General features: G+C 64.0%; 12 protein-coding genes. 8 read left to right on the top strand and 4 right to left on the bottom strand.

What is annotated here, in order from left to right; genetic code table 11:
• Nucleotides 1-81: 81 nt before the first annotated feature.
• Entirely contained in the window at nt 82-1,638 is a 1,557-nt protein-coding gene (locus WJW29_RS13760) for a protein adenylyltransferase SelO (RefSeq protein WP_011408741.1), read from the bottom strand.
• A 283-nt stretch (nt 1,639-1,921) separates the two neighbouring features.
• On the opposite strand from WJW29_RS13760, the gene WJW29_RS13755 reads away from it, so the two are divergent.
• Nucleotides 1,922-2,797, top strand: coding sequence for an alpha/beta hydrolase (locus WJW29_RS13755; protein ID WP_041182161.1), 876 nt, complete (start codon nt 1,922-1,924; stop codon nt 2,795-2,797).
• A 200-nt stretch (nt 2,798-2,997) separates the two neighbouring features.
• Here WJW29_RS13755 and WJW29_RS13750 read toward each other — a convergent pair whose 3' ends face one another.
• Together WJW29_RS13750 and WJW29_RS13745 are read right to left on the bottom strand one after the other, a co-directional pair.
• Nucleotides 2,998-3,696 (bottom strand): glutathione S-transferase, encoded by a 699-nt coding sequence (locus tag WJW29_RS13750; RefSeq protein ID WP_113084387.1) that lies wholly within the window; start codon nt 3,694-3,696, stop codon nt 2,998-3,000.
• A gap of 170 nt (nt 3,697-3,866) precedes the next feature.
• Nucleotides 3,867-4,076 carry a cold-shock protein gene (locus WJW29_RS13745; RefSeq protein WP_011408744.1) on the bottom strand — a complete coding sequence of 70 codons (210 nt, stop codon included), beginning with the start codon at nt 4,074-4,076 and terminating at the stop codon, nt 3,867-3,869.
• 269 nt (nt 4,077-4,345) lie between these two features.
• On the opposite strand from WJW29_RS13745, the gene WJW29_RS13740 reads away from it, so the two are divergent.
• From WJW29_RS13740 to WJW29_RS13725, 4 genes are all read left to right on the top strand, one after another.
• Nucleotides 4,346-4,831 (top strand): YaiI/YqxD family protein, encoded by a 486-nt coding sequence (locus WJW29_RS13740; RefSeq protein WP_011408745.1) that lies wholly within the window; start codon nt 4,346-4,348, stop codon nt 4,829-4,831.
• A gap of 70 nt (nt 4,832-4,901) precedes the next feature.
• A complete protein-coding gene (locus tag WJW29_RS13735) occupies nt 4,902-5,450 on the top strand; it encodes a YaeQ family protein (RefSeq protein WP_011259325.1) in 549 nt (182 codons plus the stop codon).
• The gene (locus WJW29_RS13730; protein ID WP_011259326.1) at nt 5,447-6,628 is read left to right on the top strand and encodes an NAD(P)/FAD-dependent oxidoreductase; all 1,182 of its coding nucleotides are present in this window, start codon (nt 5,447-5,449) and stop codon (nt 6,626-6,628) included. Before WJW29_RS13735 ends, WJW29_RS13730 begins: the two co-directional genes overlap by 4 nt.
• A gap of 223 nt (nt 6,629-6,851) precedes the next feature.
• Complete coding sequence (locus WJW29_RS13725; RefSeq protein ID WP_012444707.1) at nt 6,852-8,921, top strand: EAL domain-containing protein; 2,070 nt, start codon at nt 6,852-6,854, stop codon at nt 8,919-8,921.
• A gap of 99 nt (nt 8,922-9,020) precedes the next feature.
• Here the strand turns inward: WJW29_RS13725 and htpX are convergent, their stop codons facing one another.
• Nucleotides 9,021-9,899, bottom strand: a complete 879-nt coding sequence (gene htpX / locus WJW29_RS13720; protein ID WP_011259328.1) for a protease HtpX — start codon at nt 9,897-9,899, stop codon at nt 9,021-9,023.
• Between the two features lie 97 nt (nt 9,900-9,996).
• Between htpX and gluQRS the strand changes: the two genes are divergently transcribed.
• From gluQRS to phaR, 3 genes are all read left to right on the top strand, one after another.
• Complete coding sequence (gene gluQRS / locus WJW29_RS13715; RefSeq protein ID WP_011259329.1) at nt 9,997-10,896, top strand: tRNA glutamyl-Q(34) synthetase GluQRS; 900 nt, start codon at nt 9,997-9,999, stop codon at nt 10,894-10,896.
• 87 nt (nt 10,897-10,983) lie between these two features.
• Nucleotides 10,984-11,724: a beta-ketoacyl-ACP reductase gene (locus WJW29_RS13710; RefSeq protein ID WP_011408747.1), complete on the top strand. Its 741-nt coding sequence runs from the start codon at nt 10,984-10,986 to the stop codon at nt 11,722-11,724.
• 159 nt (nt 11,725-11,883) lie between these two features.
• Complete coding sequence (phaR, locus tag WJW29_RS13705) at nt 11,884-12,459, top strand: polyhydroxyalkanoate synthesis repressor PhaR (RefSeq protein WP_011259331.1); 576 nt, start codon at nt 11,884-11,886, stop codon at nt 12,457-12,459.
• The last annotated feature ends 14 nt before the right edge of the window (nt 12,460-12,473 follow it).

Below are 12,473 nucleotides of genomic sequence, written 5' to 3'. Positions count from 1 at the left end.
TCGTGGCCAGTGGGGATACCCCTATTCTAGGCTGCGCGCGCCGTTGATGCCGGCTTTACGGCATCCCTGCATCTGAGCGCGTCAGGAACTGCACGAGAGCATCGAGCAGCCGGCGCGATCGCGCGCCCACTCTGGTCGCCGCGCCGCGAATGCCGCGCGCCCGGACTGATCGTCGTAGGGGCGGCGCATGACCTCCAGCAACTCCTGCACCCCCGACGGGTCGCCCTGCTCCGCCTGGTCGATTGCCTGCTGCGCCAGGTAGTTGCGCAGCACATAGCGCGGATTGGCCAGGCGCATCAACGCGCGGCGCTCATCCGGCGACAACGCATCCTGCTGCAGGCGCGCGGCATAGCGCTGTAACCACTCCTGCAACTGCGACGCACTTGCCACGCGCTTGTGGTCGTCGTAGAAGGCATCGTGCAGCTGTGCGGGGTCCGGATGCACAGGCGACAGGTCGATCAAGCCGCGGAAGGTCAGCGTCATATCCATCTCGGCGTCGCGCATCAATGCGCGCAGCGCATCGATCAGCTCAAGATCCTCGTCACGACACTCGGCCAACCCCAGCTTGGCGGCGGTGTCGCGCCGATCACAGGCCAGATAGGTATCGCGGAAGCGGTTCAACCCTTGTTGCAGCGGCGCCTGGTCGGCAAACAACGGTGCCATCGCCTGGGCAAGCCGGCCAAGATTCCAGTACGCCACCTGCGGCTGGGTGCCGAAGCGATAGCGCCGACCCTGCGCGTCGGTGGTGTTGGGCGTCCAATCGGGGTCGTAGTCGTCGACCCAGCCATACGGTCCGTAATCGATGGTCAACCCCAGGATCGACATGTTGTCGGTATTCATCACCCCATGCACGAACCCCACCCGCATCCAGTGCGCCACCATCACCGCGGTCCGCTGGCACACCTGCGCGAACCAGTCGGCGTAGAGCGCCTCAGCAGTACCGACCAACTCCGGGAAATCGCGGGCAATGGTGAAATCCACCCATTGCCGCAGCAATGCGTTATCGCCGCGTGCGCTAGGCAACTCGAAGTTGCCGAAGCGAATGAACGATGGCGCCACCCGGCACACGATCGCGCCCGGCTCGCGTTGCGGGCGGCCGTCGTAGAACATATCGCGCACTACCGCATCGCCGGTGCCAACCAAACTCAACGCACGCGTGGTTGGAACGCCCAGATGATGCATGGACTCGCTGCACAAAAATTCGCGGATGGATGAGCGCAATACCGCACGCCCATCGGCGCCGCGCGAATAAGGCGTGGGGCCAGCGCCCTTGAGCTGCAATTCGTAGCGCCCGCCATCAATGCCGATCGCCTCACCCAGCGAGATCGCCCGCCCGTCGCCGAGCTGGCCGGCCCAATGCCCGAACTGGTGACCACCGTAATTGACCGCCCAGGGCTGCATACCTGGGTACAGCGCGTTGCCGCCGAACACCTGGGCGAACGCGGCACTGGCTACTTCGGACGCATCCAGGCCCAGCACATGCGCCATCTCCGCCGAATGCGCAATCAGATACGGGGCGGCAACCGGTGTCGGCATCACGGCCGACCAAGCTGCACGCACCTCGCGCCGGCGCGCCCCCTCCTCCTGATAGCCGGGCAGCTGCTGGCGTAGTCGGTTATCGAAATGCAGTTGTGTCATGCGGGCAAGCCTAGGCCACCGGCGGTGAACCTGGCATGGGTCGCGCCGCATCCGGTGCCGCTTGCGCACCGTATCTTCACTCGGCTGACTTGCACCGAGCGGGCTCGTCCTGCACATGCTTGCGACGTGCGATAGCCGCTAATAGCCGCCGGCTGCGGACCAGATACAGGCGATAACGGCGACCATGTTGCCGGGTCGCTGCCATCTCGGTTTGTGCTTGCCTGACCCGTTGCGTACGCGCCTGGTACCAATCACCCTGCCCGCCATCCTGCCGATATTGCCCATGCCCTCGCGCGCCTCCCGCTGGTTCCGTCCTGCCCTCCTGCTGCTCGGTTCGTTGCCCCTGACGGCCTGCAGCAGCGTCTTCTTCGGCGGCATCAATGCCGCCTCCAGCCGGGCGGGCATCGTCGAGCATCACGATCAGGTGTTCGATCCCGCACACGGCCTTGCGCTGGATGTGTACCAGCCGCGCGGCGCAGTCGATGCACCGGTGGTGGTGTTCTTCTACGGCGGCACCTGGAAGCGCGGTTCGCGCGCCAATTATCGCTGGGTCGGCCGCGCGCTCGCGCGCCGGGGCGTGGTGGCAATGGTCGCCGACTATCGCAAGTATCCGCAGGTCGGACTGCACGGCTTCATGTCCGACGCCGCGGGCGCCACCGCATGGAGCTACCGGCATGCGCACGAGTACGGCGGCGACCCTAAGCGGATGGCGGTCATGGGCCATTCGGCCGGCGCGCACATGGCCGCGCTACTCGGCACCGATGCCCGCTGGCTGCAGGCGCAAGGCCTCAAACCCTACCAGCTGTGCGGCGTGGTGGGCCTTGCCGGGCCTTACGACTTCATGCCGATGACCGATCCCGAATTGGTCGAGATCTTCGGCGATGCGCCGGCCGCACAACGGCAATCGCAACCGGTGCGTTACGTCGGCGGCGACGAACCGCCCATGTTGCTGCTGCATGGCGATGCCGACCGCGTGGTCGAACTGCAAAACAGCATCTCGCTGCAGCAAGCGCTGAAACGCCGAGGCGACAGCGCAGAATTGAAGGTCTACCCCGGCATTGGCCATCTCGGCATCCTCCTGGCGTTGCGTCAACCGCCCGAGCGCTCGCAGGTGCTGAGCGACACACTGCAGTTTGTGCGCCAGTGTCGGGCGCACTGAAGTACAATCCACCCTGACGTAGCTGGGTATTGAGTGACTGCTGCGAACGACTGGTGGGCAGCGATGCCGACGTTGGGGTCGCTGGGTCGCAATTCGGGATGCGGGAGTAGCGAATGCATCGCCGTTAGAGGCGGTGGGTCGTAGCGATAGGCGACGGACGACATACAGTCCCGCCCACCCTCACTCGCATCCCGAAGCCATCACTTCGCCGGCTTGCTTCCCATCAACTCGAACGGGCCGCCCTTCTTCAGCGCAGCCTGATAAGCAGGGCGCGCTTCGACCCGTTGCAGAAACGCGCGCAACAGCGGATATTTCTCCAGACCGCCGCCGCGTGCAGCAGCCGCCTGTACCGGAAAGCTCATCTGGATATCGGCGGCGGTAAAGCGTTCGCCAGCAAACCAGTTGCCGGACTGCAGCGACTGTTCCATCCAGTCCAGATGCAACGACAGCTGCGGACCAACGAAGCCAGCCATCGCCTTGTCCACGATCGCACGTGCGATGGGCTTGGCGAAGAACGGCATAGGCGCACGGCGGATGCGACCGAAGATCAACGTCATCATCAACGGTGGCATCGCCGATCCTTCGGCGTAATGCATCCAATAGCGGAACTGCAGGCGCTCGGGCGAATCCAGCGGACGCAGAGACGGCGACAGCGCACATTCGGTGTCGTAGCGCTCGGTCAGGTACTCCAGGATCGCACCGGATTCGGCCACCACCAGATCGCCATCGACCAGCAAAGGCGATTTGCCGAGTGGATGGATCGCACGCAAGGCCGGTGGTGCCAAAATGGTCTTGGGGTCGCGCTCGTGGCGCACGATCTGATACGGCAGCGCCAATTCTTCCAGCAGCCACAGCACGCGCTGGGAACGGGAGTTGTTGAGATGGTGAACAGTGATCATGGGAGGACTGCGCGCGGAAAGCGCACATCCTACCGATCCACGCGTCATCGCTTTGCGCAAGTGGCGCCAGGCGGACGCTTGACCGTCACCGCGCTCATTCTTTCAGGCAATAAAAAACGCCGATCGCTTGCGCGACCGGCGTTTTTGGCAACCTGACGGTTGCAGACGGATTAGACCGCCTGCACCTGGTCAGCCTGCATGCCCTTCTGGCCCTGCACGGCGACGAAGGTGACCTTCTGGCCTTCCTGCAGGGACTTGAAGCCGGTGCCCTGAATGGCACGGAAGTGCACGAACAGGTCCGGGCCGCTTTCCGGGGTGATGAAGCCGAAGCCCTTGGCATCGTTAAACCACTTCACAATACCGTTCATACGTTCTGACATTTTACTAACTCCTGAAACTATAGATGGATAAATCGCAGCATCCGAAAAGCCGGAGCTGAGACTGAGTTGCAGGCGTTGGTAAAGCGGAACGATGAAGCAAGATCTGTAACGATCCGGCTGCACCAGGCCACGATTCACGGTGACCCTTGCAAACACAGTACGTGCACAGTACTCGTGTTTTGGACAAAAAGCGACACCCTGCGTCAAATCTTTTGCAGTCAGGCCAAATCCGACTGTCTGTCAGGACTCTCCCCATCGAAAATAACCAGATGAAACCGCTTCACACCCCCAAGCCTGCACAGATCTGGGTCGATGCCGACGCCTGCCCGGCGGTGATCCGCGACATCCTGTTCCGCGCCGCCGCGCGCACCGGCACCGCCCTGACCCTGGTCGCCAACCACTCTCTCAGCACGCCCACCCTGCCCCATGTGCGTGCCATCCAGGTACCAGGCGGTCCGGACGCAGCCGACGACGCGATCGCCGAACGGGTGGCTGCAGGCGACCTGGTCGTCACCCAGGACATCCCGCTCGCAGCCCGCGTACTGGAAGCCGGCGCTACCGCGGTTGGCCCGCGTGGCGAACCGTTCACCAGCAACACCATCAAGGAGCGACTGTCAGTCCGAGGCTTCATGGAAGAGTTACGCGGTGCAGGCATCGCCACCGGCGGACCGTCGGCCCTGCATGCGCGCGATCGCCAAGCCTTCGCCGCACAGTTGGATCGCTGGCTCGCCGCGCAACCACGCCCACCGCTGTGACACGGGCGACATGACGTACGACGAATGGACCAGGCGCGTATCATAAGCCCCCTTTGCAATCGGCATCCTGATGGCACTCACCGCCACCGTCCGCAGGGCGGAACTTCAGATAAGCGACATGGACCGTGGCTATTACGCCAACCATTCGCTGACCCTGGCCCAGCATCCTTCCGAGACCGACGAGCGCCTGATGGTGCGGCTGCTGGCGTTCGCGCTGTTCGCCGACGACCGGCTGGAATTCGGCCGTGGTCTCAGCAACGACGACGAACCCGACCTGTGGCGCCGCGATTACACCGGCGCCCCCGACCTGTGGATCGACCTCGGCCAGCCCGACGAAAGCCGCGTGCGCAAGGCCTGCAATCGGTCGCGCGAGGCGGTGGTGATCGGCTACGGCGGACAGGCCACCGAAACCTGGTGGAAGAAGCATGCCAATGCCATGGGTCGTCACCGCAATCTGCGCGTGATCGAGCTCGACTCGCAGGCCACCGAAGCACTGGGCGCCCTGATCCAGCGCGGCATGCGCTTTGACGTGATCATTCAGGACGGCGATGTGCAGATGCTGGCCGACCACGGTAGCGTTACCCTGACACAGATGGTGCGGCAAGCTCCTGCCGAATGAGCATGCGTTGCGACGTGCTGGTCATCGGTGCCGGCGCCGCCGGGCTGATGAGCGCTTTCACTGCCGGCCGGCGCGGCCGCCAGGTGCTGGTGATCGATCATGCCAACAAGGTCGGCAAGAAAATCCTGATGTCCGGTGGCGGGCGCTGCAATTTCACCAACACCGGCACCACGCCCGGCAACTTCATTTCGGCCAATCGACACTTCTGCAAATCCGCGCTGGCGCGATACAGCCCGGCAGATTTTGTGGAGATGGTCGAACGGCATGCCATCGCCTATCACGAGAAAGAGCTGGGCCAGTTGTTCTGCGACATCTCGTCCAAGCAGATCGTGCGCATGCTGCTGGACGAATGCGACACGGCCGGCGTGCAGATCCGCACCCAGTGCGAGGTGCTGTCGATGCAGCGAAGCAGCGATGGATTTGACGTACAGACCAGCCAGGGCCGCGTGCAGGCGCAATCGCTGATCGTGGCCACCGGCGGACTGTCGATTCCCAGCATGGGCGCCAGCGGCTTTGGCTACAGCTTGGCCAAGCAATTCGGCCATGCGCTGCTGCCCACGCGCGCCGGGCTGGTACCGCTCACGTTGAGCGGCAAGCACCAGGAGCGTTTGCAGGAGCTGTCGGGGCTGGCCTTGCCGGTCGAAGCGCAGTGCAACGGGGTCAGCTTCCGCAACTTCATGCTGCTCACCCACCGCGGCGTCAGCGGCCCGGCGATTCTGCAGATCTCCTCGTATTGGCAGCCCGGAGACGACCTGCGGTTGGATCTGCTGCCCGGTCACGATGCAGCGGCATGGCTGCGCGAACAAAAGCAGCAGCGCGGTGCCACCGAGCTGCGCAACGTGTTGGCCGATGTACTGCCTAAACGATTTGCACAACGCCTGTGCGAGGTGTGGCTGCCGGACAAGCCGGTGCGCCAGCTGGATCCGCCGCAGTTGCAGGCCGCTGCCGAGTTGCTGGGTAGCTTTGCGCTGGTGGCCAGCGGCACCGAAGGCTACCGGACGGCTGAAGTCACCCTGGGCGGGGTCGATACCAATCAGGTCTCCAGTGCGAGCATGGAGTCGCGCTTGGTGGCGGGCCTGTATTTTGTCGGTGAGGTGCTGGACGTCACCGGCTGGCTAGGCGGTTACAACTTCCAGTGGGCGTGGGCGTCTGGCCATGCGGCGGGGAGCGTGGCGTAACCCCGATGGCAAGGCGTTGCCGGTCACTCACCGAAAACGGGGCCGGCAATACAGACGCCGTCTCTGCATGAACAGCAAGCATTCAAACCCAGTCGACATTCTCCGAACGACACATTTCACCCTTAAATATTGCTCCACATCTCACACTCGATGCGGCATGCTCCACACACGTGGACGCGCCCAACCCCTTGGTGTATTAAATCCCGTCTCTAGGGAGCCGCACATGCAAAAAGGCAAAGATCTCACCCTCCGCCTGATGATCGTCGACGACAGCGTGGAGAGTGCCGAGACCATCGTCACCGCGCTGCGTAACGGCGGCATTGCGGTGCGCCCTTCGCGGCCGCAAAACCAGGAGGAACTGGCCAACATGCTGTCGGGCCAGATCGATCTGGCCATCCTGGGTCAGGCGCAGCAAATCCCCATGAGCGCCCTGCAGACGCAGATCGCCGGCAGCGGCAAGGACATACCGGTCATCTTGCTGGCCGAGCGAATCGAAGAGAACGCCCTGGTCGAGGCCGCTTCGCATGGCGTGCGTGCCATTGCCTTGCGTAACCGCCCCGCACACTTGCTCGCGCTGGTGCGCTCGGAATGGAACGACCTGCAGGCCCGTCGCGGGCTGCGCCGCATCGAAGCGCAGATGCGCGAAACCGAGCGCCGCTGCGACGCCCTCATCGCGTCCTCGCGCGACCCGATCGCCTACGTGCATGAAGGCATGCACATCCGCGCCAATGACGCCTATCTGGAAATGTTCGGCTTCGAGTCGTTCGACGATGTCGAAGGCATCTCGTTGCTGGACATGATCGCCGCGCAGTACGTCGACGATTTCAAACAGCTGCTCAAGGCGATGTCCAAGGGTGAGCCGCCGCCGGCGCAGTACAAACTCGACGCGCGCCGCGTGGAAGGCGACACCTTCCCGGCCACGATGGAATTTGCCACCGCCACCTACGAAGGCGAGCCGTGCATCCAGGTGGTGTTCCGCCGCCGGGAGGAGTTCGACCCGGAATTGGCACGCGAAGTCGAAGACCTGCGTCAACGCGACCAGGTCACCGGTCTACTCAATCGTCCTACCTTCATGGTGGCGCTGGAACAGGCCGTGGCGCAGGCCGGTCGTAGCGAAGGCCAGTCGGGCTTCCTGTTGATCGAGCCGGATCATTACGCCCGCATCCTCCCGGAATTTGGCCTGGATTCGGCCGATGCACTGATCGCCGCGCTCGCCGCGCATGTCGCCAGCGTGCTGGACGACAGCGTGGTTGCCGCACGCTTCGGCGAACACAGTTTCGCCCTACTGATGAACGGCAATTACGCGCGCACGCACGCACTGGCGGAAATCGTGCGAGATGCGTTCGCTCAGCACGTCTTCAGCGTGGGCGTGCGTTCGGCCACGGTGACGGTCAGCATCGGCGGCGTACAGATTGGCGAAAAGATCGCCAGTATTGGTCAGGTACTCAATCGCGGCACCGAAGCGGTGCGCACCACCGCCGAGCTCGGTGGCAATGCGATCAGCATCTACGACCCGGCCGCGGCCGATCGGGCGGAAGAAGAACGGATAGAGCGCTGGGTCAAGCAGTTGCGCGAGGCCCTGGTTGGCGACGGCTTCGTGCTGTATTACCAGCCGGTGCTCAATCTACAAGGCGAGCCGCTGGAGCTGTATCAGGCCTTCCTGCGCCTGGAACGCAATGGCGAAATGATGTCGCCGAATGCGTTCATGGCGATTGCCGAAGAGCACGATCTGGTCACCGAGATCGACCGCTGGGTGGTGGCGCGCGCGATCCGGCAACTGGGCGAGCGGCAACGTGCCGGGCACAAGACGCACCTGCTGGTACGCATCGGGCCCAATTCGTTCTCCGACCCGCAGATGATCGACACCATCCGTGAGCAGTTGGCCGTGTACGGCGTGCCCGGTGAACGGCTGTGGCTGCAGACGCCAGAGTCGAAGGTGTTTACCCATTTGCGCAACGCGCAGCAGTTCCTGAGCGCGGTGTCGGCGATGGGCTGCAAGGTCGGGCTGGAACAGTTCGGGTCGGGCCTGGATTCGTTTCAGTTGCTGGCGCATTTCCAGCCCGCCTTCCTCAAACTGGATCGCGGCATCACCGGCGACATCGCCTCGGCCCGGGAAAGCCAGGAGAAGATCCGCGAGATCACCTCGCGCGCGCAGCCGGCCGGCATTTTGACAATGGCCGAATTCGTCGCCGATGCGCAGTCGATGAGCAGCTTCTTCACTGCAGGCGTGGATTACGTACAGGGCGATTTCGTGGCACCGACCGGGCCGTTGATGAACTACGAGTTCGGCTGAGCCGGTACCGTTCCGCTCGTTCCACACTATCGCGCGACAACAAAAAACCCGCATTCCGCGGGTTTTTTGTTGTCTAAAAGCGACGACCAACTCGACAACTTACATCGCAGTGCCGTTGGCGGCACGCAGTGCAGCGATGCGCTCGGTCAACGGCGGATGGCTCAGGAACAGGCGGCGCAGGCCGTCGCCCACCCCGCCGGAAATGCCGAATGCCTGCACCTGCGAAGGCAAAGTGTTCTGGCCATGATTGAGCGACAACCGCTCCAGCGCAGCGATCATCTTGCTGCGGCCAGCCAGTTGCGCGCCGCCGGCGTCGGCGCGGAATTCGCGACGGCGCGAGAACCACATCGCAATCATGGTCGCGAACATGCCGAACACCATCTCCAGCACGAACACGATGATGTAGTACGCAAAGCCGCGGCCACTGTCGCGATTGCCCGACACGGCGCTGTCGATGATGCCGCCGACCACGCGTGCGAGCACGATCACGAAGGTATTGAGCACGCCCTGCAACAGCGCCATGGTAACCATGTCGCCATTAGCAACGTGGGCGATTTCGTGGCCGAGCACCGCCTCGGCTTCATCCTGGTCCATGTGCTGCAGCAGGCCGGTAGACACCGCCACCAGGGCGTTGTTGCGGTTCGCGCCGGTAGCGAACGCATTGATCTCCGGGCCGTCGTAGACCGCCACTTCCGGCATGCCGATGCCGGCAGCCTGGGCCTGACGGCGCACGGTCTCCAGCAACCAGCGCTCGGTGGGCGTGCGCGGCTCGGTGATGACCTGCGCGCCAGTGCTGCGCTTGGCCATGAACTTGGATAGCAGCAAGGAAATGAACGAGCCGCCGAAACCGAAGATGGCGGCCATTACCAACAGACCACTCATTTGCGCGGGATTGACGCCCAACACCGACATCACGACGCCGGCGAGCATCAGCACCGCAACGTTGGTCAGCAGGAACAGGAAAATGCGGTTGAACATGGCGCGATGGCTCCACGGATGCGGGGTGAACTGTTGCGGATCTGCGGGTGCGGCGGCTTGAAATCAAGCGAGCAGCTGACCGACGATTCAGCTGCCCATGCCATCGCCCTCCTATCTCGGCCGCTTCGCGCCCTCGCCTACCGGCCCGCTGCACTTCGGCTCCCTGCTCGCTGCGTTCGGCAGCTGGCTGCTCGCCCGGCATGCCGGCGGACAATGGTGCGTCCGCATCGAAGACATCGACCCGCCGCGCGCCGAACCCGGCGCTTCCGAACGGCAACTACGCACCCTGACCGCCTTCGGGCTGCACTCGGATCTTCCCGTGATCCGGCAGTCCGAGCGCGACGCCGCCTACACTGCCGCCATCAACCGGCTGCTGGAGACCGGCCAGGCATTCGAGTGCAGCTGCAGCCGCGCAGACCTGGCCGGCATGGGCGGTATCCACCATGCCTGCGTCGCGCCACTCGGCGCGCGCCGTGCGGTGCGCCTGCGGGTGCCGCCGCAATCGCCGGTCGGCTTCGACGACGCGCTGCACGGCCGCGTGCTGCAGGATGTCTACGCAGATGTGGGCGATGTGGTGCTGCGCCGCGCCGATGGCTACTGGGCTTACCAACTGGCGGTGGTGGTGGACGATGCGGCGCAGGGCATCACCGATGTGGTGCGCGGCGCCGACCTGCTCGACTCCACTCCGCGCCAGATGCTGCTGCAGCGCGCACTGGGCGTGCCGCAGCCGCGTTACCTGCATCTGCCACTGATGCTGGATGGCGATGGCCGCAAGCTGTCCAAATCGCACGGCGCACCCGCGCTGGACGATACCGACCCACTGCCGGCCCTGCACGCCGCCTGGGCCGGGCTGGGCCAGCGCCCGGACGCGCTGCCGCGGCGCGCGACGGTCACGACCCTGCTGCAGCAGGCCGTGCGGCATTTTTCGCCGCAGTTGCTGCCGCGCCAACGCCAGCGGGACCGCGCTACCTGCGCATACGAGCGCCAGCGTGACTAGAATTGCGCCCCAGCACCGGCATCCAGGCGTGGCCGCGCCGGCACGCTCCTGGATCGCCCTCAGCCTTACTTGTTGATTGGAGTCGTCATGACATCTCGCGTCGCATTGGTCACCGGCGGCACCGGCGGTATCGGTACTGCCATCTGCAAGCGCCTGGCCGACCAGGGCCACCGGGTCGCCAGCAACTTCCGCAATGAAGAAAAGGCGCGCGACTGGCAGCAGCGCATGCAGGCACAGGGCTATGACGTCGCGTTGTTTCGCGGCGATGTGGCCTCGTCCGAGCATGCGCGTGCCTTGGTGGAAGAGGTCGAAGCGGCGCTGGGGCCAATCGAGATCCTGGTCAACAACGCCGGCATCACCCGCGACACCACCTTCCACCGCATGACCGCCGAGCAGTGGCACGAGGTCATCAACACCAACCTCAATTCGGTCTTCAACGTGACCCGCCCGGTGATCGAAGGCATGCGCAAGCGCGGCTGGGGCCGAGTGATCCAGATCAGTTCGATTAACGGACTCAAGGGTCAGTACGGCCAAGCCAATTACGCCGCTGCCAAGGCCGGCATGCACGGCTTCACCATCTCGCTGGCGCGCGAAAACGCGGCATTCGGGGTCACCGTCAACACGGTCTCGCCCGGTTATGTGGCCACCGACATGGTGATGGCGGTGCCGGAGGAAGTGCGCGCCAAGATCGAGGCCGACATCCCCACCGGGCGCCTGGGTCGCCCGGAAGAGATCGCCTATGCGGTGGCCTTTCTGATTGCGGAAGAGGCTGCATGGATCACCGGCTCCAATCTGGACATCAACGGCGGCCACCACATGGGCTGGTAACGTTTGCTGCAACTTTGCGGTGCAGCATGGATTTGCAACGAGAACCATGCTGCGCAACATTTTTAATGTGTCCGCTTAGGCAAATCAGGCGTTTTGGCTGTTGCAAGCGCTGCTGCGGTGCGCCATCCTGCGCGCACTATCAGTGTGGGTGAACGTTCCATGGCCGGACTTCGCATCATCAAGAAGTATCCCAATCGCCGTCTCTACGACACGGAAATCTCCAGCTATATCACCATCGAAGATGTGCGCCAATTGATCATCGATGGCGAAGAATTCGAGGTACGCGATGCCAAGAGTGGCGAAGACCTGAGCCGCGCGGTGCTGCTGCAAATCATCGCCGACCGCGAACAGGACGGCGAGCCGATGCTCTCCACCCAGCTGCTGAGCCAGATCATCCGGTTCTATGGCGATTCGCTGCAGGGCTTCATGGGCAACTACCTGGAGCGCAGCATGCAGGTGTTCCTGGATCAGCAGCAGCAGTTCCGCCAGCAGATGGGCAACCTGCTCGGGCAGACGCCATGGGCGATGATGAACCAGCTGACCGAGCGCAACCTGGAGTTGTGGCAGGAGTTCCAGCGCAATTTCGGCGCCGGCTTCGGTCGCCCGGTTGGCCCTGGCACGCCGCCGAACCCGCCCGGTGCAAGCGGCCTGGGCAGCGGCCCGATTGGAACCGGCACGCACGGCACGCCGAACAATCATCACGGCACCACCGGCAAGGCCCGCAACCGCGGCTAAGAGCGGCTAACAAA

Source organism: Xanthomonas sp. JL1, assembly GCF_038405005.1.
Note: the sequence above shows the minus strand (reverse complement) of the source record. Positions and strands in the feature narration are given on the sequence as shown.

Coding starts and splice junctions, on each gene's coding strand:
- WJW29_RS13755 (WP_041182161.1), top strand. CDS start 1,922: ATGCCCTCGCGCGCCTCCCGCTGGTTCCGTCCTGCCCTCCTGCTGCTC.
- WJW29_RS13735 (WP_011259325.1), top strand. CDS start 4,902: ATGGCACTCACCGCCACCGTCCGCAGGGCGGAACTTCAGATAAGCGAC.
- gluQRS (WP_011259329.1), top strand. CDS start 9,997: ATGCCATCGCCCTCCTATCTCGGCCGCTTCGCGCCCTCGCCTACCGGC.
- WJW29_RS13745 (WP_011408744.1), bottom strand. CDS start 4,076: ATGTCAGAACGTATGAACGGTATTGTGAAGTGGTTTAACGATGCCAAG.
- WJW29_RS13760 (WP_011408741.1), bottom strand. CDS start 1,638: ATGACACAACTGCATTTCGATAACCGACTACGCCAGCAGCTGCCCGGC.
- WJW29_RS13710 (WP_011408747.1), top strand. CDS start 10,984: ATGACATCTCGCGTCGCATTGGTCACCGGCGGCACCGGCGGTATCGGT.
- WJW29_RS13730 (WP_011259326.1), top strand. CDS start 5,447: ATGAGCATGCGTTGCGACGTGCTGGTCATCGGTGCCGGCGCCGCCGGG.
- WJW29_RS13725 (WP_012444707.1), top strand. CDS start 6,852: ATGCAAAAAGGCAAAGATCTCACCCTCCGCCTGATGATCGTCGACGAC.
- htpX (WP_011259328.1), bottom strand. CDS start 9,899: ATGTTCAACCGCATTTTCCTGTTCCTGCTGACCAACGTTGCGGTGCTG.
- phaR (WP_011259331.1), top strand. CDS start 11,884: ATGGCCGGACTTCGCATCATCAAGAAGTATCCCAATCGCCGTCTCTAC.
- WJW29_RS13750 (WP_113084387.1), bottom strand. CDS start 3,696: ATGATCACTGTTCACCATCTCAACAACTCCCGTTCCCAGCGCGTGCTG.
- WJW29_RS13740 (WP_011408745.1), top strand. CDS start 4,346: ATGAAACCGCTTCACACCCCCAAGCCTGCACAGATCTGGGTCGATGCC.